The organism is Pseudomonas peli (assembly GCF_050563605.1).
In the GTDB taxonomy this organism is placed as follows: Bacteria; Pseudomonadota; Gammaproteobacteria; order Pseudomonadales; family Pseudomonadaceae; genus Aquipseudomonas; species Aquipseudomonas peli_A.
The window spans coordinates 255,273-273,780 of the sequence record NZ_JBNXUH010000001.1 but is presented as its reverse complement, the minus strand read 5'-3'; the positions used below and the strand labels follow the sequence as shown (position 1 = coordinate 273,780).

The 18,508-nt window shown below is 62.1% G+C and carries 20 protein-coding genes; 11 read left to right on the top strand and 9 right to left on the bottom strand.

Going from position 1 to position 18,508, the window contains the following annotated elements; translation table 11 throughout:
- Nucleotides 1–16: 16 nt before the first annotated feature.
- The 3 genes from ACQ4LH_RS01285 to ACQ4LH_RS01275 all read right to left on the bottom strand — a co-directional run bounded on the left by ACQ4LH_RS01285 (nucleotide 17) and on the right by ACQ4LH_RS01275 (nucleotide 1,742).
- Entirely contained in the window at nucleotides 17–646 is a 630-nt protein-coding gene (locus ACQ4LH_RS01285; RefSeq protein WP_430695516.1) for a thiol:disulfide interchange protein DsbA/DsbL, read from the bottom strand.
- Between the two features lie 153 nt (nucleotides 647–799).
- Entirely contained in the window at nucleotides 800–1,405 is a 606-nt protein-coding gene (locus ACQ4LH_RS01280) for a c-type cytochrome (RefSeq protein WP_430695515.1), read from the bottom strand.
- Nucleotides 1,406–1,451: 46 nt separating this feature from the next.
- Nucleotides 1,452–1,742 (bottom strand): c-type cytochrome, encoded by a 291-nt coding sequence (locus tag ACQ4LH_RS01275; protein WP_275959915.1) that lies wholly within the window; start codon nucleotides 1,740–1,742, stop codon nucleotides 1,452–1,454.
- Between the two features lie 246 nt (nucleotides 1,743–1,988).
- Between ACQ4LH_RS01275 and yihA the strand changes: the two genes are divergently transcribed.
- Nucleotides 1,989–2,642, top strand: coding sequence for a ribosome biogenesis GTP-binding protein YihA/YsxC (gene yihA, locus ACQ4LH_RS01270; protein WP_430695514.1), 654 nt, complete (start codon nucleotides 1,989–1,991; stop codon nucleotides 2,640–2,642).
- A gap of 307 nt (nucleotides 2,643–2,949) precedes the next feature.
- On the opposite strand, the gene polA is transcribed toward yihA, so the two are convergent.
- Complete coding sequence (gene polA, locus ACQ4LH_RS01265) at nucleotides 2,950–5,805, bottom strand: DNA polymerase I (RefSeq protein ID WP_430695513.1); 2,856 nt, start codon at nucleotides 5,803–5,805, stop codon at nucleotides 2,950–2,952.
- 74 nt (nucleotides 5,806–5,879) lie between these two features.
- On the opposite strand from polA, the gene ACQ4LH_RS01260 reads away from it, so the two are divergent.
- Together ACQ4LH_RS01260 and ACQ4LH_RS01255 are read left to right on the top strand one after the other, a co-directional pair.
- On the top strand, nucleotides 5,880–6,164 hold the full coding sequence (locus tag ACQ4LH_RS01260) for a DUF2782 domain-containing protein (protein ID WP_430695512.1): 285 nt from the start codon (nucleotides 5,880–5,882) through the stop codon (nucleotides 6,162–6,164).
- A gap of 15 nt (nucleotides 6,165–6,179) precedes the next feature.
- Complete coding sequence (locus tag ACQ4LH_RS01255) at nucleotides 6,180–7,130, top strand: homoserine kinase (protein ID WP_430695511.1); 951 nt, start codon at nucleotides 6,180–6,182, stop codon at nucleotides 7,128–7,130.
- Between the two features lie 156 nt (nucleotides 7,131–7,286).
- Here the strand turns inward: ACQ4LH_RS01255 and znuA are convergent, their stop codons facing one another.
- Complete coding sequence (gene znuA, locus ACQ4LH_RS01250) at nucleotides 7,287–8,264, bottom strand: zinc ABC transporter substrate-binding protein ZnuA (RefSeq protein ID WP_430695510.1); 978 nt, start codon at nucleotides 8,262–8,264, stop codon at nucleotides 7,287–7,289.
- A gap of 66 nt (nucleotides 8,265–8,330) precedes the next feature.
- On the opposite strand from znuA, the gene ACQ4LH_RS01245 reads away from it, so the two are divergent.
- From ACQ4LH_RS01245 to ACQ4LH_RS01215, 7 genes are all read left to right on the top strand, one after another.
- Nucleotides 8,331–8,816, top strand: coding sequence for a Fur family transcriptional regulator (locus ACQ4LH_RS01245; RefSeq protein WP_305593311.1), 486 nt, complete (start codon nucleotides 8,331–8,333; stop codon nucleotides 8,814–8,816).
- A complete protein-coding gene (znuC, locus tag ACQ4LH_RS01240; RefSeq protein ID WP_430695509.1) occupies nucleotides 8,813–9,619 on the top strand; it encodes a zinc ABC transporter ATP-binding protein ZnuC in 807 nt (268 codons plus the stop codon). The genes ACQ4LH_RS01245 and znuC overlap by 4 nt, the downstream gene beginning before the upstream one ends.
- The gene (gene znuB, locus ACQ4LH_RS01235) at nucleotides 9,612–10,400 is read left to right on the top strand and encodes a zinc ABC transporter permease subunit ZnuB (protein ID WP_430695508.1); all 789 of its coding nucleotides are present in this window, start codon (nucleotides 9,612–9,614) and stop codon (nucleotides 10,398–10,400) included. The genes znuC and znuB overlap by 8 nt, the downstream gene beginning before the upstream one ends.
- Nucleotides 10,401–10,559: 159 nt before the next feature.
- Nucleotides 10,560–11,414 carry a PA5502 family lipoprotein gene (locus ACQ4LH_RS01230; protein WP_430695506.1) on the top strand — a complete coding sequence of 285 codons (855 nt, stop codon included), beginning with the start codon at nucleotides 10,560–10,562 and terminating at the stop codon, nucleotides 11,412–11,414.
- Between the two features lie 201 nt (nucleotides 11,415–11,615).
- Nucleotides 11,616–12,623: a methionine ABC transporter ATP-binding protein gene (locus ACQ4LH_RS01225; RefSeq protein WP_430695504.1), complete on the top strand. Its 1,008-nt coding sequence runs from the start codon at nucleotides 11,616–11,618 to the stop codon at nucleotides 12,621–12,623.
- Nucleotides 12,623–13,300 (top strand): methionine ABC transporter permease, encoded by a 678-nt coding sequence (locus tag ACQ4LH_RS01220; protein WP_090254404.1) that lies wholly within the window; start codon nucleotides 12,623–12,625, stop codon nucleotides 13,298–13,300. Before ACQ4LH_RS01225 ends, ACQ4LH_RS01220 begins: the two co-directional genes overlap by 1 nt.
- Before the next feature lie 79 nt (nucleotides 13,301–13,379).
- Nucleotides 13,380–14,150 carry a MetQ/NlpA family ABC transporter substrate-binding protein gene (locus ACQ4LH_RS01215; protein WP_430695502.1) on the top strand — a complete coding sequence of 257 codons (771 nt, stop codon included), beginning with the start codon at nucleotides 13,380–13,382 and terminating at the stop codon, nucleotides 14,148–14,150.
- Nucleotides 14,151–14,289: 139 nt separating this feature from the next.
- On the opposite strand, the gene ACQ4LH_RS01210 is transcribed toward ACQ4LH_RS01215, so the two are convergent.
- Nucleotides 14,290–15,210: a LysR substrate-binding domain-containing protein gene (locus tag ACQ4LH_RS01210; protein WP_430695501.1), complete on the bottom strand. Its 921-nt coding sequence runs from the start codon at nucleotides 15,208–15,210 to the stop codon at nucleotides 14,290–14,292.
- Nucleotides 15,211–15,320: 110 nt separating this feature from the next.
- On the opposite strand from ACQ4LH_RS01210, the gene ACQ4LH_RS01205 reads away from it, so the two are divergent.
- Nucleotides 15,321–15,746: a VOC family protein gene (locus tag ACQ4LH_RS01205; protein ID WP_430695500.1), complete on the top strand. Its 426-nt coding sequence runs from the start codon at nucleotides 15,321–15,323 to the stop codon at nucleotides 15,744–15,746.
- Nucleotides 15,747–15,892: 146 nt separating this feature from the next.
- Here ACQ4LH_RS01205 and ACQ4LH_RS01200 read toward each other — a convergent pair whose 3' ends face one another.
- The 3 genes from ACQ4LH_RS01200 to ACQ4LH_RS01190 are packed head-to-tail and all read right to left on the bottom strand — an operon-like array spanning nucleotide 15,893 to nucleotide 18,501.
- Complete coding sequence (locus ACQ4LH_RS01200; RefSeq protein ID WP_430695498.1) at nucleotides 15,893–16,525, bottom strand: SCO family protein; 633 nt, start codon at nucleotides 16,523–16,525, stop codon at nucleotides 15,893–15,895.
- A gap of 11 nt (nucleotides 16,526–16,536) precedes the next feature.
- Nucleotides 16,537–17,436 (bottom strand): heme o synthase, encoded by a 900-nt coding sequence (cyoE, locus tag ACQ4LH_RS01195; RefSeq protein WP_430695496.1) that lies wholly within the window; start codon nucleotides 17,434–17,436, stop codon nucleotides 16,537–16,539.
- A 24-nt stretch (nucleotides 17,437–17,460) separates the two neighbouring features.
- The gene (locus ACQ4LH_RS01190; RefSeq protein WP_430695494.1) at nucleotides 17,461–18,501 is read right to left on the bottom strand and encodes a COX15/CtaA family protein; all 1,041 of its coding nucleotides are present in this window, start codon (nucleotides 18,499–18,501) and stop codon (nucleotides 17,461–17,463) included.
- Between the last annotated feature and the right edge of the window lie 7 nt (nucleotides 18,502–18,508).

Below are 18,508 nucleotides of genomic sequence, written 5' to 3'. Positions count from 1 at the left end.
TATCCGCGTACGCCAATTACTGCGCGGCGCGTTCTTTGGCGATCAGGTGATCGGCCACCTGCAGGGCCTGCTGTGGGCCGCCCGAACTGCTGATGTCGAAACGGTATTTGCCGTTTACGATCATCACTGGCACGCCAGTGATCTGGTAAGCCATGGCCAGTTTCTTGGCCTTTTCCAGCTGGCTCTTCACGCCGAAGGAGTTGTAGGTCTTGAGGAAGGCGTCCTTGTCGATGCCTTCTGCAGCCAGGAAGTCGGCCATTTCTTCCGGGGTGGCGAGCTTCTTGCCCTGCACGTGGATGGCGTCGAACACTGCGGCATGCACCTTGTGCTCGGCTTTCATCGCTTCAAGGGTGATAAACAGCTGGCCGTGGACGTTCCACATACCGCCGAACATGGCCGGGATGCGCACGAAATTGACATCTTCCGGCAGGGTGTCGATCCACGGGTTGATGGTTTCTTCAAACTTGTAGCAATGGCCACAGCCGTACCAGAACAGCTCGACCACTTCGATCTTGCCCGGTTTGGCAACCGCAACCGGGTTGTTCAGCTCGACGTACTGCTTGCCCGCTTCGATTGGCTCGGCGTGGGCGCTCAGGCCAAACAGGCTGGCGGTGACGAGAGTGGCACTGAGGATCAGGTTACGCATGCGTTACTCCTTGGCTATAAACGGTGCGTGATGACGAACCGAGGTTCGACCAGCGAGGCAAACTAGGGTTCCGTGCATTGTAGCGATGCCCACAACGAAAAAGGGTGGCCTGAGCCACCCTATTTCATTACTGCATGTCGCAGTGTTAGCGGATCAATGCAGGCCCTGGATAAAGCTGGATACCGCTTCGATATCCTTGTTGCTCAGCTTGGCTGCGATCGACCGCATGATCATGCTGTCGCCGTCATTGGTGCGGTTGCCTTCGCGGAAGTCAGTCAGCTGCTTGGCGATGTAGGTTGCGTGCTGGCCACCCAGTTGCGGATAACCGGCGGCATCCAGGCCAGCGCCGTTCGGCGAATGGCAGCCAGTGCAGGAAGGCATGCCTTCAGCCAGTTTGCCGCCGCGGAACAGCTCGCCGCCACGCTCGACCAGTTTCGGGTCGGCTGCGCCAACGCTCATCTGCTGGCTGGCAAAGTAGGCGGAGATGTCTTCCAGATCCTGGTCGCTCAGACCATCAAGCATTCCGGTCATTTCCACCACAGGGCGCGCGCCGGACTTGATGTCCTTCAGCTGCTTGAGCAAGTAACGCTCGCCTTGACCAGCCAGTTTCGGGAAGTTCGGCGCAGCGCTATTACCATCGGCAGCATGGCAAGCACCACACACAACAACCTTACCCTGACCGGCTTCAGCATTGCCTGCGGCATGTGCCAGGCCGGTGATGCCCAGGGTCAACAGCAGACTCACGAGTACTTTGTTCATCAGCTAATCCAATTTACGGCTAAGAGAAAGAGTTTATAAGCCGGGCTTACTCAGTCATCAACTTGATGACAGCTTGGTAATCCTCGGCCGAGCAGTCCATGCACAACCCACGTGGCGGCATGGCACCCAAACCATTGGTGACGCTCTGTACCAGTGCATCGGTGCCTTTGGCCAGGCGCGGTTCCCAGGCAGCCTTGTCGCCTTTCAGCGGCGCGGTGGGGATCGCCCCGTTATGGCACACCCCACAAGAGCGCGCGTAAACGGCTTCTGGGTCCTGTGCAGCCTGAGCACTCAACGACAGCATCAATACACTGGCTGCAATCAGCAAGTTTTTCATCAGATCAACCTCATCAGGGAGGGGAACGTACTGCTTTCTAGGGGCAGATGATCTAAATCGTTCCCGTGAACACTTATCCAACAGCGGGAGAAAGCGCACACAAAATCTGCGCCATTATATACTGGCGTCATTGAAACGGAAACGACGCAGCTTGCCCGCTACGCGGCAACAGGCAGGCTGCGCGCAAATGTCGCAAGGGCATCGCGCCTGTAACGCCACCCTACGCTCGCCCTCACGGATACCCAGATGCAAGCCAAGAACCCCATTATCGGCCTGTGCCAACAGGCTACTTTCCTTATCAGCGCGGCCAAAGTCGATCAGTGCCCAGAGGATTTCGGCCATGAAGTGGCCTTTGCCGGGCGCTCCAACGCCGGTAAATCCAGCGCCCTGAATACCCTGACCCACGCCAGCCTGGCACGCACCTCGAAGACGCCGGGGCGTACTCAGCTGCTCAATTTCTTCAAACTGGACGAAGAGCGCCGCCTGGTCGACTTGCCGGGTTACGGCTATGCCAAGGTGCCGATCCCGTTGAAGCTGCACTGGCAGAAACACCTGGAAGCCTACCTGGGCAGCCGCGAATGCTTGCGCGGCCTGATGCTGATGATGGACATCCGCAAGCCACTGACAGAGTTCGATATCCTCATGCTGGATTGGTCCGTTGCCAGCGAAATGCCCATGCATATCCTGCTGACCAAGGCTGACAAGCTGGCCTTTGGCGCAGCGAAAACCACCTTGCTGAAAGTGCGCCAGGATATTCACAAGGGCTGGGGTGATCGCGTCAGCATCCAGTTGTTCTCTGCGCCCAAGCGCATTGGCATCGAAGACGCTCAGGAAGTACTGGCGCAATGGATGCAACTGGGTGAGTTTGCCCTGCCGGATGACGAAGAAACCGAAGCCTGATCCAGACGGCCGAAGGGTAGCCACCCCGGATAGCAGCCATAAAAAAACCCCGAAACTTCTTATGGGGGAGGGAAGTTTCGGGGTTCAACATCTGAACCGCTAGGGCGGGGTCCAGAATCTGCCAACACTTAACACAACAAAGGAGCATCGAATGGTTGTCTAGGCCATTCATAAACTCTGAGTGGTTAAGCCGAGGCAAAGTTCAGGATCGTGGCGTAATTAATTAGTTATAAGCGGGCCCGTATTGATACTCATGCGCCTTTAGCGCCCGCCATCCGGGCGCTGCCGCCAAGTTGCGGTGCGCGAATCAATGGGCTTCATCCCAGTTATCGCCCACACCCACTTCCACCAGCAGCGGCACATCCAACGTGGCGGCATTGCCCATCAGCGGCCTGATCTGCTCGCGCACCTGCTCGACCAAATCCTCGCGTACCTCCAGCACCAGTTCATCGTGTACCTGCAGGATGACTTTGGCATCCAGGCCGGATTCGCTCAGCCAGTTGTCCACCGTGACCATCGCGCGTTTGATGATGTCCGCTGCCGTGCCTTGCATGGGCGCGTTGATCGCGGTGCGCTCGGCGCCTTTGCGCAGCGCCTGGTTCTTCGCGTGGATATCCGGCAGGTACAGACGGCGGCCGAACAGCGTTTCGACAAAGCCCTGTTCGGATGCTTGCTCGCGGGTGCGCTCCATATAGGCCAGCACGCCGGGGTAACGGGCGAAGTACACATCGATATAAGCCTGCGCCTGCTTGCGGTCGCAGCCGATCTGCTTGGCCAAGCCGAAGGCGCTCATGCCGTAGATCAGGCCAAAGTTGATCGCCTTGGCGCTGCGGCGCTGATCACCGGTGACCTCGTCCAGCGGCACGCCGAAGACTTCGGCGGCGGTGGCCTTGTGCACGTCGCGGCCGTGACGGAAGGCATCCAGCAGGCTTTCGTCCTTGGCCAGATGGGCCATGATGCGCAGCTCGATCTGCGAGTAGTCCGCCGCCAGCAGCTTGTAACCCTTGGGCGCGACAAACGCCTGGCGAATACGCCGACCTTCGGCGGTGCGAATCGGAATGTTCTGCAGATTCGGATCGGTGGACGACAAACGCCCAGTGGCCGCTACGGCCTGGTGATAGCTGGTGTGGATACGCCCGGTGCGCGGGTTGATCTGCTCCGGCAGGCGGTCGGTGTAGGTGCTCTTGAGCTTGCTTAAGGTGCGGTACTGCATCAGCACCTTGGGCAATTCGAAGTCCTGCTCGGCCAATTCGGCCAGCACCGCTTCGGCGGTGGAGGCCTGACCCTTGGCGGTCTTGCTGATGATCGGCAGGCCGAGTTTCTCGTAGAGGATCACGCCGAGCTGCTTGGGTGAAGCCAGGTTGAACTCCTCACCAGCAATCTCGAAAGCCTGACGCTCCAGCGCCACCAGCTTCTCGCCCAGCTCGTTGCTTTGCAGGCCGAGCAGCTTGGCATCCACCAGCGCACCCTGGCGCTCGATGCGCGCCAGCACCGGCACCAGCGGCATTTCGATTTCCTGCAGCACCTTGGCCAGGCTCGGCTCGGCCGACAGTTTGGCCCACAGGTGCTGGTGCAGACGCAGGGTCACATCGGCATCCTCGGCGGCATAGGGCGCGGCCTGGGCCAGGTCAATCTGGTCGAAGGTCAGCTGCTTGGCGCCTTTGCCGGCGATATCCTCGAAACGAATGTTGCTGTGATCCAGGTACTTGAGCGCCAGGCTGTCCATATCGTGACGGGTGGCGGTGGAGTCCAGCACATAGGATTCGAGCATGGTGTCGAAGGCCACGCCCTGCACCTCGATGGGCGTGCTGGCATTGGCGAGGATATTGATGTCGTACTTGGCGTGCTGACCGACCTTGGCTTTGTTCGGGTCTTCGAGAATCGGCTTCAGCGCCTTGAGTACCGCATCGCGATCCAGTTGGGTCGGCACACCCATATAGGAATGCGCGACCGGGATATACGCCGCTTCGCCGGCCTTGACCGCAAAGGACAGGCCGACCAACTGGGCCTTTTGTGCATCCAGGCCGGTGGTCTCGGTATCGAAGGCGATCAGCTCGGCATTGCGCAATTTCTCCAGCCAGACGTCGAACTGCGCCTGCGTCAGCACGCACTGGTAATCACCCAGGGCTGTCGCGGCTGGCAATTCGCTAACTACCGCGTCGGCATTCGGTGCATCAGCGGCCGCTGGAGCTGGCGCGACTACAGCGACAGCACTGGCGCTAGGGGCCAGAGCAAACAGGTCATCGGCAGGCGCTGCGACCGGGGCCTTGACCGCCGGGGCCGGATTGCTGCGCAGCAGTTCATCACGCCAGGTTTTGAATTCCAGCTCGGCGTACAAGTCGACCAGTGCAGGGACATCCATCTCGCCTGGGTGCAGCGAGTCGATGGCGATGTTCAGCGGCACATCCAATTTGATGGTCGCCAGCGCATAGGACAGGTAGGCCATATCGCGGTGTTCGGCGAGCTTGGCCGGCAGGGTCTTGGCCCCACGAATCGGCAGTTCCGGGACTTTATCGAGGTTGGCGTAGAGCACATCCAGACCGCCACCGACCCCGACCAGCAGGCCCAGCGCAGTCTTTTCGCCCACGCCCGGCACGCCGGGAATGTTGTCGACCTTGTCGCCCATCAGCGCCAAGTAATCGATGATCAGCTCAGGACCGACACCGAATTTCGCTTTCACGCCATCGATGTCGTAGACGCTACCGGTCATGGTGTTGACCAGCGTAACGTGCGGGCAGACCAGCTGGGCCATGTCCTTGTCGCCGGTGGAGATCACCACGTCGCGGCCCTCGGCTGCGCACTGGCGGGCCAGGGTGCCGATCACATCATCGGCCTCAACGCCCTCGACGCACAGCAGCGGGTAGCCCATGGCCTTGACGCTGGCATGCAGCGGCTCGACCTGCACGCGCAACTCATCCGGCATCGACGGGCGATTGGCCTTGTACTCGGCGAACATTTCATCGCGGAAAGTCCCGCCCTTGGCGTCGAACACCACAGCAAACGGGCTTTTCGGGTACTGCTTGCGCAGGCTCTTAAGCATGTTCAGCACGCCCTTGACCGCGCCGGTGGGCAAGCCCTTGGAGGTGGTCAGCGGCGGCAGCGCGTGGAAGGCTCGGTAAAGGTAAGAAGAACCGTCAACCAGAACGAGAGGGGCTTGGCTCATGAGCAGGATCAACCTTTTCGGCGGGGGCGGCGGTAGAATGGCCGCACCATTGGAATCAAAGGGACAAGGTTATCATGCGCGCACTCAATCGCCTGTTGCTCGCCAGCCTGCTGGCATTCACCACCCTGATCGCCCACGCCGAAGACCCGGTTTCGGCCGATCCGGATGTAACCATTCGCCAGGACGGCGACAAGACCATCCATGAATACCGGGTCAACGGTTTTCTCTACGCGGTCAAGGTCATCCCTAAAGGCGGCAAACCGTACTTCCTGGTACGCGCCGATGGCAGCGATGGCAACTTCGTCCGTTCGGACAGCCCGGATATGTTGATTCCGGCCTGGGAAATTTTCAGCTGGTAAGAAGGCAGTTCTGCAATGTCGGTGTTTACCCCGCTTGAGCGCCACGAGCTCGAGGAGTTTCTCGCCCCCTATGGCCTGGGTCGCTTGCGCGACTTCCAGGGCATTGCTGCGGGCAGCGAGAACAGCAATTTCTTCGTTAGCCTGGAGCAGGGCGAATTCGTTCTGACCCTAATCGAGCGCGGCCCGAGCGCCGACTTGCCGTTCTTTATTGAACTGCTCGACGTGCTGCACGACGCCGGCCTGCCGGTGCCCTATGCCCTGCGAACGGCCAGCGGTGAGGCGCTGCGCAGCCTGGCGGAAAAGCCGGCGCTGCTACAGCCGCGCCTGGCCGGCAAACATGTGCACGAGGCTAATCCGCATCACTGTCAGGAAGTCGGTGCACTGCTGGCGCGCATTCACCTAGCCACGCGCAATCAGCCGCTGCCGCGCAAAAGTGATCGGGGTCTGGACTGGATGCTCGCCGAAGGGCCGAGCCTGGCCTTGCAGCTGCCCGATGAGCAGTTGCCGCTGCTGCGCGACGCGCTGGCAGAAATTCACACGCTCAAACCGCGCATCCTCACCTTGCCGCAGGCCAACCTGCATGCCGACCTGTTCCGCGACAACGTGCTGTTCGACGGCAACCACCTGGCCGGGGTGATCGACTTTTACAACGCCTGCTCGGGGCCGATGCTCTACGACCTGGCGATTGCCCTGAACGACTGGTGCTCTGGCGCAGACGGCAGCCTCGACAGCAAACGCGCGCAAGCGCTGCTGGGTGCCTACGCAGGTTTGCGGCCCTTTACGGCGGCAGAAGCCGAGCTGTGGCCGGCCATGCTGCGCATCGCTTGCGTGCGCTTCTGGCTATCTCGCCTGATTGCCGCCGAATCCTTCGCCGGCCAGGAAGTGCTGATCCATGACCCCGCGGAATTCCAGCGGCGCCTGGCACAGCGCCAGCAGGTGGATCTAGCGCTGCCGTTCGCCTTCTAGAACCTGTCTACGATCTGCTGCGCGTCGGCCCTGCTGCGTTAAAAACAGGCTCGGAATGCTCATGTACAGCTCGTACACTCCGCTTCCTCGCCTGTTTTTGCCTTGCATGGCTCTAGCTCGCGAGATCGTAGGCAGATTCTTAGCCCCGAGCGCTGATTACAGCGCCTCGAGACATCCCGCCAATTCGCCCGCCATGTTTTCCAGCAAGGCTTCATAGCCCTTTGCATCCACTGGCAAGGCGCCGCCCATGGCGTCCAGCTCAGCCAAGGTGACCGGCAGGCCGGCGGTCAGGGTTTGCGCCAGGCGCGGGCGGAACGGCGGTTCGCTGAATACACAACTCGGGCCGGCCTGCTGCAAGCGCTCGCGCATGGCGGCAACATGCTGGGCACCCGGTTGCACCTCACCGAGCACGCTGAACACGCCGGCGTGCTTAAGGCCGTAGGCGGCCTCGAAGTAGTCGTAGGCTTCGTGGAAAACGAAGTAGGGCTTGCCAGCCAGGCCGTTCAGGCGGGTTTTCAGGCGTTGATCCAGAGCATCCAGACGCTCGCCGAATGCCTGGGCATTGGCCTGATAACGCGCGGCATTGGCGGGGTCGGCCAGCGCCAGGTCGGTGGCGATCTTGCCTGCAATCACCCGAGCATTGGCCGGCAGCAGCCAGAGGTGCGCATCCAGGCTGCCGGGGCGATGCGCGTGGTCATGCTGGTCGGCGTCGGCGTCGGCGTCGGCGTGATCTGCGTGATCTGCGTGATCTGCGTGATCATCCTGATGCTCGGCGTGTTGCTCAGAGCTATCGCCAAAATGGCGCAGGTACATACCCGGCAAATCCTGCACGGCCACGCTCGGCTTGTCGCGGCCGGCCAGCACGCGCGGCAGAAAGCTTTCCAGGTCCGGGCCGATCCAGTACAGCAAGTCGGCTTCGCGCACGCTGCGCACATCGGAGGGGCGCAGCGCGTAGTGGTGTGGTGAAGCGCCCGGCGGCAGCAGTACATCCGGCTGGCCGACGCCATCCTGCACGGCAGCGGCAATCAGCTGCAGCGGCTTGATGCTGGTCAGCACGCGCACATCGGCCTGGGCCGCGAAACTCAGGGGAAAAGTGATAAACAACAGGGCAAAAGCCGGAAAAAGACGCAACACGGGGAGCACTCAAACGGGAAGGAACGGGTAATATAATAACGTCTCTCACCTTATTCGTCGTTGCCCATGACTCAAGCGCCCCTGGCTTCACGCCCACACGACCATTCTCATTGCGTCAGCCATGCCCTGGCCGAGGCGGAAAGCATCTGCACGCGCCAGGGGCTGCGCCTGACCACCTTGCGCAAACGCGTGCTGGAGCTGGTCTGGGCCAGCCACAAGCCGCTGGGCGCCTACGACATCCTCGGCGTATTGAGCGATGAAGACGGCCGCCGCGCCGCCCCGCCGACGGTATACCGCGCCCTGGATTTCCTCCTGGAAAACGGCCTGGTGCACCGCATCGCCTCGCTTAACGCCTTTGTCGGCTGCAGCCATCCGGAGCACGCCCACCAGGGCCAGTTCCTGATCTGCCGGGGCTGCCATGCGGCCATCGAACTGGAGCAGGCGACGATCAGCGACGCCATCATCAGCAGCGCAGCCGGTGTCGGCTTCGCCGTGGAAAGCCAGACGGTGGAAGTAGTCGGCCTCTGCGCAGGCTGCCGGGAGCCCGCATGAGCGACGCCCTGATCCGCCTAGCCGGGGTCGGTGTGACCTTCGCCGGGCAGAGCGTGCTGCAGGATGTGCAGCTCAGCGTGAAGCCTGGAGAAATCGTCACCCTGATCGGCCCCAACGGCGCCGGCAAAACCACCCTGGTGCGCGTCGTGCTTGGCCTGCTTAAGCCCGACACTGGTAGCGTCTGGCGCAAGCCCAAGCTGCGCGTCGGCTATATGCCGCAGAAGCTGCATGTCGATGCCACGTTGCCGCTCTCGGTGCTGCGTTTTCTGCGGCTGGTGCCGGGCGTGACACGCAGCCATGTGCAGTCTGCGCTGGCTGAAGTGGGCGCCGAACAGGTGATCGACAGCCCGCTGCAAAGCATTTCCGGCGGAGAGCTGCAGCGCGTGCTGCTGGCCCGCGCCCTGCTGCGCGAGCCGGAACTGCTGGTGCTGGATGAACCGGTGCAGGGTGTCGATGTCGCCGGCCAGGCCGAGCTGTACCGCCTGATCACCCAGCTGCGTGACCGCCATGGCTGTGGCGTGCTGATGGTGTCCCACGATCTGCATCTGGTGATGAGCACCACCGATCAGGTGGTCTGCCTCAACCGGCACGTCTGCTGTTCCGGCCATCCAGAGCAGGTCAGTTTCGATCCGGCCTTTGTCGAGCTATTCGGCGAGGACGCCAAGAGCCTGGCCGTCTACACCCACCACCATGACCATGAGCACGACCTGCACGGCGCTGTAGTTACCGAAACGCCTACCGGTCTAAGCATCAAAGGCCCGGTAAAACCGCATATCCACGGAGATGACTGCAAGCATGGCTGATTTTCTGCTCAATGCCCTGCTCGCCGGCCTCGCCCTGGCGCTGGTCGCCGGCCCGCTGGGTTCCTTTGTGGTGTGGCGGCGCATGGCCTATTTCGGCGACACCCTGTCGCATGCCGCACTGCTCGGCGTCGCCCTGGGTCTGATGCTCGACGTCAGCCCGACCCTGGCGGTAACCGTCGGCTGCGTGCTCCTGGCGGTGCTGCTGGTCACCCTGCAAAGTCGCCAGCCGCTGGCCTCGGACACCCTGCTTGGCATCCTCGCCCACAGCACCCTGTCGCTGGGCCTGGTAGTGCTGAGTTTTATGCAAGATGTGCGCATCGACCTGATGGGCTATCTGTTCGGCGACCTGCTGGCAGTGGGCCCCACTGATCTCGCCTGGATCATCGGCGGCAGCGCCCTGGTGCTGGTGCTGTTGGCGCTGCTGTGGCGGCCGCTGCTGGCGATTACCGTGCACGAAGAGTTGGCCAAGGTCGAAGGCCTGCCGGTGGCGACGATTCGCCTGAGCCTGATGCTGCTGATCGCCGTGGTGATCGCCGTGGCGATGAAGATCGTCGGCGTGCTGCTAATCACCTCACTGCTGATCATTCCCGCCGCTGCCGCCCAGCGCCATGCGCGCACCCCGGAGCAGATGGCCTTCGGTGCCAGCCTGCTGGGCATCGTCGCGGTATGCGGCGGGCTAAGCCTGTCGTGGTTTCAGGACACTCCGGCCGGCCCATCCATCGTGGTCAGCGCGGCAACCCTGTTTTTACTGAGTTTTGCCCTACCCAGACGCACAGCCTAAGAACCTGCTCACGATCTCGCGAGCTAGAGCCATACGAGCCTGTTTTTAACGCAGTAGGGCCGACGCGCAGCAGATCGTGAGCAGGTTCTGAAAGGTTGGTGATGCCAAGCAGCGCAGTGTAGACTTGCGCGTTTTTTGCACAATTCGAGACGCGCAGTAATGAAATCGTTCGTTTTCCGTGGATTTCCCCTGATTCTGGTTCTGCTACTGGCCGGCTGCCAAAGCGCGCCACAGCAGCCGGCCAACCTGCCGGTGGATGATCTGGTTAGCGCCTTTCGCCAGCTCGACCAGAGCCTTGCCAGTGGCGACCTGAGCGGCGCCGAAAGCCAGCTCGGCAGCCTGCAGCAACGCGCCGCCGGCGATACGCGCCTGGAGCAATACCAGCGCCAGCTCGCCGAAGCGCATCTGCAACAGGGCCAGAAAGCCCTGCAGGCTGGTGATCTGGATAACGCCACCAAGGCCCTTAGCCGCGCCCGCAGCCTGATGCCGCAGGCACCGGCACTGACCACCGGTCTGGATGGTGCAATCGCCCAGGCCCGTGAAGCCGAACTGGCCGCCGCAGAACAGCAGCGCCAGGCCAGCGCACAGGCGGCCGCACGCGCCGAAGCCGCCCGCCTCGAGCAGGCTCGCCAGCTGCGTCTGGCTGCCGAACGCCAGGCCGCCGCGATTCAAGCGACTCAGCTGCCGACTACCCCGCCAGCCGAAGCGCCTGCACCGGCCAAGCCGCAGGCCCAGCTGATCGACCCAGCCGCCGCCAACAGCGTGATCGGCATGCCGATGCTGGATAACCAGGACAACGAGCGCCTGCGCAGCCTGCTCGACGGCGTCGCGGCAGATATGGTCGCGTTCAATTGCGCGGTGCGTATCGAAGTACGCCAGGCCAAGGATTTCCCTTGGGTCGCGTCCCTGCTCAATGCGCGGATCAAGCGCCTCGACCCGAGTTTCAGCCCGCGCATGAGCCAGGTGATCAAGCCCGCTCAGGTGCCGCAGCTGGTGCTCACGCCCAAGCGCTGAGACGGCTTGGGCAGCATAACGACCGGGCTTGCCCGGTCGTTTGCATTGGCGCTGGCTACACTGCCGAGAGCGGCCAGGCATCTAATGCAATTTAGCTATAACCATAGGTCTACAAAGATTTTTGCGGCCTAAACAGCGCCGGGTAGACTAGCCGCCGTTTCGGCCTACCCGGCAGCCCGAAAAACCCAAAAGGTTTATCCCGTGATCAACTTTCATCAGGTCCACAAGGCGTATCGCGTCAGTGGTCAGGACATCCCCGCGTTGCAACCGAGCGATCTGCAGATTGCCCGGGGCGAAGTGTTCGGCATCATCGGTCACTCCGGCGCCGGCAAAAGCACCCTGCTGCGTCTGATCAACCGCCTGGAGCAGCCTTCCGGCGGGCGTATCGAGATCGACGGCGAAGATGTCACCGCACTCGACGCCAGCGGTCTGCGGCGCTTCCGCCAACAGGTCGGAATGATCTTCCAGCACTTCAATCTGCTCTCGTCGAAAACCGTCGCCGACAACGTCGCTCTGCCGCTGAAGCTGGCCGGCGAGCTGCCGCGCAGCGCGATCAATGCCCGCGTCACCAAGTTGCTGGCCCGGGTTGGCCTGCAGGATCACGCCAACAAATACCCGGCGCAGCTCTCCGGCGGGCAGAAACAGCGCGTCGGTATCGCCCGCGCCCTGGCCACCGAGCCGAAGATTCTGCTGTGTGACGAGGCCACCAGCGCCCTTGATCCGCAGACCACCGCCTCGGTGTTGCAGCTACTGGCCGAGATCAACCGCGAGCTAAACCTGACCATCGTGCTGATCACCCACGAGATGGACGTGATCCGCCGCGTTTGCGACCGCGTAGCGGTGATGGATGCCGGGGTAATTGTCGAATCCGGCCCGGTGGCCGAGGTGTTTCTGCACCCGCAGCACGCCACCACCAAGCGCTTCGTGCAGGAAGCCGAGCAGATCGACGAGAACGAACAGCGTGACGACTTTGCCCATGTCGCCGGACGTATCCTGCGCCTGACCTTCCAGGGCGAGGCCACCTACGCGCCGCTGCTGGGTACCGTGGCGCGGGAGACCGGGGTGGATTACAGCATCCTCGCCGGGCGTATCGACCGCATCAAGGACACCCCCTACGGCCAGCTGACCCTGGCCCTGACCGGCGGCGATCTGGACGCCGCGCTGGCGCGCTTTGCCGCTGCCGACGTGCATCTGGAGGTGCTGCGCTAATGGAAGCCTTACTGACTCGCCTGCTACCCAACGTTGATTGGGCGGAAATTGGCTACGCCAGCCTGGACACCCTGAGCATGCTCGGCGGCTCCATGCTGTTTACCGTGCTGCTCGGCCTGCCGCTGGGCGTGCTGCTGTTTCTCACCAGCCCGCGGCAGATGTTCGAACAGAAGGCCTTCTACGGCTTCCTGTCGCTGCTGGTGAATATCCTGCGCTCGGTGCCGTTCGTGATCCTGCTGATCGTGATGATCCCCTTCACGGTGATCGTTACCGGCACCTCGCTGGGCGTCGCCGGGGCCATCCCGCCGCTGGTAGTCGGGGCCACGCCGTTCTTCGCGCGCCTGGTGGAAACCGCGCTGCGTGAAGTCGACCGCGGCATTATCGAAGCGACCCAGGCCATGGGCGCGACCACCCGGCAGATCGTGGTCAACGCCCTGCTGCCCGAGGCGTTGCCTGGGATCATCGCAGCCATCACCGTAACGGCGATCACCTTGGTGTCCTACACCGCCATGAGCGGCCTGATTGGCGGCGGCGGCCTCGGCGACCTGGCCGTGCGTTACGGCTATCAGCGTTATCAGCCGGACGTGATGGCGGTGACGGTGATCCTCCTGCTGGTGCTGGTACAGATTCTACAAACCGTCGGCGACAAGCTGGTGGTGCACTTTTCCAGAAAATAGCGTGCCCCACGGGGCGCACAAGACAGCGGGATACCGGTTACCTGCCGGCCTCCGCGCACATCCCACAAGGAGCTTTACGATGAAAAAACTGATCGCTGCATTCGCTGCCCTGGCAGCTTTTTCTGCCCAGGCCGAAAGCCTAAGCGTCGCGGCCACTGCCGTACCGCACGCGGAAATCCTCGAGTTCGTTAAGCCGGCCCTGGCCAAAGAAGGCGTTGAGCTGAACATCAAGGTCTTCACCGACTACGTGCAGCCGAACGTGCAAGTTGCCGAACAGCGCCTGGATGCCAACTTCTTCCAGCACCAGCCGTACCTGGATGAATTCAACAAGAGCCGTGGCACCGAGCTGGTCAGCGTTGCCGGCGTGCACGTCGAGCCCTTCGGCGCCTACTCCAGCCAGCACAAAACCCTCGCCGACCTGCCGCAAGGCGCCAACGTGGTGATCCCTAACGACGCCACCAACGGCGGCCGTGCCCTGCTGCTGCTGCAAAAGGCCGGGCTTATCACCCTCAAGCCGGAAGCCGGCATCCTCGCCACGCCGAAAGACATCGTCGAGAACCCGAAAACCATCAAGGTGCGTGAACTGGAAGCGGCCACCCTGCCGCGCGTGCTGACCCAGGTCGACCTGGCGCTGATCAACACCAACTACGCCCTGGAAGCCAAGCTCAACCCGACCAAGGATGCGCTGATCATCGAAGGTAACGACTCGCCGTACGTCAACATCCTGGTTGCGCGTGCCGACAACAAGAACAACGCGGCCCTGCAGAAACTGGCCAAGGCGCTGAACAGCGCCGAAGTGAAAGCCTTTATCGCTGAGAAGTATCAGGGCGCTGTAGTTCCGGCGTTCTAAGAACCTGCCTCGGATCTGCTGCGCGTCGGCCAAACTGCGTTGAAAACGGCTTCGGAATGCTCATTTACCGCTCGTAAACTGCGCTTCCTCAACCGCTTTCGCCTTGTTTGGCTCTAGCTCGCGAGCTCCGAAACAGATTCTATGCACCGGCGTTAGCTGCCACCTCTGCCAAACCCCGCCCCGTGCGGGGTTTGTCGTTTAAGGCGGCCTCGCGCAGACAGTTCAGCAGGCAGTCCAGAGCCGGCTGACGCTGAGCGCGGCGCAATATCGCCACCAGCTCGCGGTGGAAAGTCAGCTCGCCCAGCTCGATCACCCGCAACTGGGTTGGCCGCTGCAGCCACAGACCTGCACGCGGAATCAGCGACACACCAAGCCCGCACTCGACCATGCGTACGATGGCCTCCAGCTCATCCAGCTCCAGCGCTTCGTGCACAGTCAGGCGCTGCTCGCGGAGGAACTGGTTGACCCGTCGCCCGCCAAACGAGCGCCGGTCGTAACGCACGAAAGGATGCTCGGCGAGGATCTGCAGCGGATCATCCCCCGTCACGCCGAGCGGGGTGATCAGCACAAACGGCTCGCGCGCCAGGCTGATCTGCAACAGCTCCTTGGGCAGCTCAAACGGCGGCTTGATCAGCAGCGCCAGGTCCAGCTCGCCGGCATCGATCTGACTCAACAAGTTCAGCGACACCCCCGGCACCAGCTTCAGCTCGACGCGTGGCGCGGCTGCACGAAATCGCGGCAAGGCCTCGGGCAGCAAACCGGTCTGCAGGGTGGCAATCGCGCCGACCTTGAGCTCACCCTGCCACTCGGCCGCGCTGGTCGGCAGGGCCATCTGCGCATACAGCCCAAGCATCTGTTCCGCCAATGGCAAGGCATGTCGGCCGGCAGCGTTGAGCACCGCCGAACGCCCGCTACGCTCGAACAGTCTCACACCCAGGCCCTGCTCCAGCACACGCATCTGCGCGCTCACCGCAGACTGAGTCAAACCGACCTGCTGGCCAGCCGCAGCGAAGGTGCCATGCCGCGCCACCGCTACAAAGGTTTTCAATTCGCGCAGCATCGACGCCTCGACTGATCAATTTTGTTTGTGCTTGCGAGCAAGGATATTCGCTTTTAATCAGAATCGCTGTTGCTGAGAATCTGCAGACCGCCCTTTCAAGGAATCTCAGCATGGCTCTCGCACCCTTTCACCTGGCTATTCCCGTCTACGACCTGGCTGCCGCAAGGCATTTCTATGGCGAGGTGTTCGGCTGCGCGGAGGGTCGCAGCAGTGCGCACTGGGTGGATTTCGACTTCTTCGGCCACCAACTGGTGATCCACCAGGCGCCGAAGATGGCCTATCAGGAAGCAGCGCACAGCAACCCGGTGGACGGCCACGACGTGCCGGTACCGCATTTCGGTGTGGTGTTGGGCTGGGATGATTGGCAGGTATTGGCGGCGCGGCTACAGGCCAAGGGCACGCAATTCGTGATCGAGCCTTATGTGCGCTTCGCCGGCCAGGTCGGCGAGCAGGCCACGTTGTTCATGCTCGACCCGTGCGGCAACGCCCTGGAATTCAAGGCGTTCAAGGACATCAGCCAGCTATTCGCCAAATAGCGCGTCAGAACTTGTTTAAAGTCTCGCGAGCTAGAGTCATGCAAGGCAAAAACAGGCGAGGAAGCGGAGTTTACTGGTGTAAATGAGCATTCCGAGCCTGTTTTTAACGCAGCAGGGCCGACGCGCAGCAGACATTAAACAGGTTCTTAGGGGCGCTCAAGCAGGCCGGGCAGCTGCGCGGCCAGCTTGGCGTTGTTGATCGGTGCGCGGATAAAGCCGCGCTGCTTGCCGTCCGGGCCGATGATCACCAGGTTGCCGCTGTGATCGACGGTGTAGTTTTCCTTGCTGGTATCAGCCGGGATATACGGAATGCTTACGCCGTTGGCGAGCTTCTGCAGAGTCGCCTGCTCGCCAGTCAGGCCGATAAAGCCGGCGTCGAAATAATCCAGGTACTTCTTCAACTGCTCCGGCGTGTCGCGATTGGGGTCAACCGTGACCAGCACGATACGCAACTTGGCCAGGGTTTCCGGCGGTAGCTGGCCCTGCAGCTGGCGCAGCTGGGCAAGGGTGGCCGGACAGATATCCGGGCAGAAGGTGTAGCCGAAGAACAGCAGGCTCCACTGATCCTTGAGCTGATCGACCGCCACTGTCTGGCCATCCTGATTGGTCAGGTTCAACTCCGGTAGGCTGCGGCTTTGTGGCAGCAGCACGATGCCGGCATCGAGCAGAACGGTGGGGTCACCCTGGCCCTTGCTGGTCAGCACCTTGTTGACGGTCAGGCCCAGCACCAGGGCGACGATGGCAACGAGAACAAAAACGGTGATCTGGGTTCGGGTCATGGCACCAACGATTACAGGTTTAACAGCAGATAGTGGTCGACCAGCAGGGCGATAAACAGCGCGAAAAGATACCAGATGCTGTACTTGAAGGTGCTGATCGCAGCATGCGGTTTGCTGTCACGGTACAGCACCACCGCCCAGTACAGAAAGCGCCCGCCCAGCAGCACGGCGCAGGCGAGATAGAGCAGTCCGCTCATATGGATTGCGTAAGGCAGCAGGGTCACGGCAAACATCACCAGGGTGTACAGCAGGATATGCACCTTGGTGTAGTGCTCGCCGTGGGTCACCGGCAGCATGGGGATATCGGCCTTGGCGTATTCCTCCTTGCGGTGGATGGCCAGGGCCCAGAAGTGCGGTGGCGTCCAGGCGAAGATGATCAGCACCAGCAGCAGCGGTTCGGCGCTGATATGCCCGGTAACCGCGACCCAGCCGAGCAGCGGTGGCGCTGCGCCAGCCAGCCCGCCGATCACAATGTTCTGCGGCGTAGCGCGCTTGAGGAAGCCGGTGTAGAGCACCGCGTAACCGAGCAGGGAAGCCAGAGTCAGCCAGGCCGCCAGCTCGTTGGTAAAGGTCAGCAGCAGGGCCATTCCGGCTACCGCCAGCAACAGAGCAAAGCCTAGCGCCGCAGTCGGCGACAAACGCCCGGCCGTCACGGGTCGTTTGTGGGTACGCGCCATAATCGAATCGATGCGCCGATCGACCACATGATTGACCGCTGCGGCGGCCCCCGCACACAGGCCGATACCCAGGTTGCCGAAGATCAACACCTGCCAAGCCACGCCCGCACGGGTGGCGAGGAACATGCCGACCAAGGAGGTGATCAGCATCAGCACCACCACCCGCGGCTTGGTCAGCTCCAGGTAGTCGCGCCAGCTGGCGTGGGCTTGATGTTCGCGCGCTAGAGTAGCCATAGGGTCTCTCCTCGATTGTTCTTGTTATTTGCCGGGCAGCGCGGCGAAACCAGCCTGCGCGCTTGTCACCGGGGATGCCAGCCGTACGCGGCTGCGCAGCCGATAATTGATCAGCACCAGGGTTAGCAGCAGCGCCGCGCCACCGAGGTTATGCGCTACCGCCACCAGCAGCGGCAAATGGAATACCACGTTGCTGATGCCCAAACTGATCTGCACAGTCAGCGCCAGCACCAGCAGCCCGGCCAACCGCGCCAGGCCATGGCGCTTGAGTTGCCAGGCCAACAGCAGCAGCACCAGGGTCACCAGCAGTGCGCCAATGCGGTGGGTCATATGAATGGCGGTGCGTGCGTCACTGTCGAGCTGGCCACCGAGGTAATTGGGGCCGATATGCTGGGTCAGGTGAAAGCCGTTGGCGAAGTCCATCGCCGGCCACCATTCGCCATGACAGGTCGGCAGATCGACGCAGGCCACTGCCGCATAGTTGCTGCTGACCCAGCCACCGAGGGCGATCTGCCCAACAACCAGCAGCAAACCAAGCGCCGCAAGGCTGCGCAGTCGCGCGGGAAGATTGGCCAAGGCGGCCGCCTTACCGGATAGCCGCAGCGTTAGAAGAAACAACAGGCTAAGGGTGGCAAAGCCGCCAAGCAGGTGCGCGGTAACGACTTGTGGCCAGAGTTTCAGGGTCACCGTCCACATGCCGAAGGCTGCCTGCAGCGTCACCAGGCCCAGCAAAAACAGCGGCAGTTTGAGTGGCTGATCCACCTCGCCACGGCGGCGCAGCGCCTGTACCGCCAAGCCGAGAATCACCAAACCCAGGGCGCCGGCAAAATAGCGGTGGATCATCTCGTACCAGCCCTTGGCGACTTCGACCGGGGCTTCCGGAAAACGCGCCTCGGCCAGGGTCTGTTTATGCTCGCTCATCGGCACGCCGATAAAGCCGTAGCAGCCCGGCCAGTCCGGACAACCGAGGCCGGCGTGGGTCAAGCGGGTATAGGCACCGAGCAGCACCACCACGACCGCCAGCGCAGTGGCGAACAGGGCAAAACGGTAACCGGGCTTGCTCATCATCAGT

Bases quoted from the DNA above. Each gene is read 5' to 3' on its own strand.
- znuB (WP_430695508.1), top strand. From the start codon at position 9,612: ATGGCTGATTTTCTGCTCAATGCCCTGCTCGCCGGCCTCGCCCTGGCG.
- ACQ4LH_RS01215 (WP_430695502.1), top strand. From the start codon at position 13,380: ATGAAAAAACTGATCGCTGCATTCGCTGCCCTGGCAGCTTTTTCTGCC.
- ACQ4LH_RS01260 (WP_430695512.1), top strand. From the start codon at position 5,880: ATGCGCGCACTCAATCGCCTGTTGCTCGCCAGCCTGCTGGCATTCACC.
- znuC (WP_430695509.1), top strand. From the start codon at position 8,813: ATGAGCGACGCCCTGATCCGCCTAGCCGGGGTCGGTGTGACCTTCGCC.
- ACQ4LH_RS01230 (WP_430695506.1), top strand. From the start codon at position 10,560: ATGAAATCGTTCGTTTTCCGTGGATTTCCCCTGATTCTGGTTCTGCTA.
- cyoE (WP_430695496.1), bottom strand. From the start codon at position 17,436: ATGGCTACTCTAGCGCGCGAACATCAAGCCCACGCCAGCTGGCGCGAC.
- ACQ4LH_RS01220 (WP_090254404.1), top strand. From the start codon at position 12,623: ATGGAAGCCTTACTGACTCGCCTGCTACCCAACGTTGATTGGGCGGAA.
- ACQ4LH_RS01280 (WP_430695515.1), bottom strand. From the start codon at position 1,405: ATGAACAAAGTACTCGTGAGTCTGCTGTTGACCCTGGGCATCACCGGC.
- yihA (WP_430695514.1), top strand. From the start codon at position 1,989: ATGCAAGCCAAGAACCCCATTATCGGCCTGTGCCAACAGGCTACTTTC.
- ACQ4LH_RS01205 (WP_430695500.1), top strand. From the start codon at position 15,321: ATGGCTCTCGCACCCTTTCACCTGGCTATTCCCGTCTACGACCTGGCT.
- ACQ4LH_RS01285 (WP_430695516.1), bottom strand. From the start codon at position 646: ATGCGTAACCTGATCCTCAGTGCCACTCTCGTCACCGCCAGCCTGTTT.
- ACQ4LH_RS01200 (WP_430695498.1), bottom strand. From the start codon at position 16,525: ATGACCCGAACCCAGATCACCGTTTTTGTTCTCGTTGCCATCGTCGCC.
- ACQ4LH_RS01210 (WP_430695501.1), bottom strand. From the start codon at position 15,210: ATGCTGCGCGAATTGAAAACCTTTGTAGCGGTGGCGCGGCATGGCACC.
- ACQ4LH_RS01255 (WP_430695511.1), top strand. From the start codon at position 6,180: ATGTCGGTGTTTACCCCGCTTGAGCGCCACGAGCTCGAGGAGTTTCTC.
- ACQ4LH_RS01190 (WP_430695494.1), bottom strand. From the start codon at position 18,501: ATGAGCAAGCCCGGTTACCGTTTTGCCCTGTTCGCCACTGCGCTGGCG.
- ACQ4LH_RS01245 (WP_305593311.1), top strand. From the start codon at position 8,331: ATGACTCAAGCGCCCCTGGCTTCACGCCCACACGACCATTCTCATTGC.
- ACQ4LH_RS01275 (WP_275959915.1), bottom strand. From the start codon at position 1,742: ATGAAAAACTTGCTGATTGCAGCCAGTGTATTGATGCTGTCGTTGAGT.
- polA (WP_430695513.1), bottom strand. From the start codon at position 5,805: ATGAGCCAAGCCCCTCTCGTTCTGGTTGACGGTTCTTCTTACCTTTAC.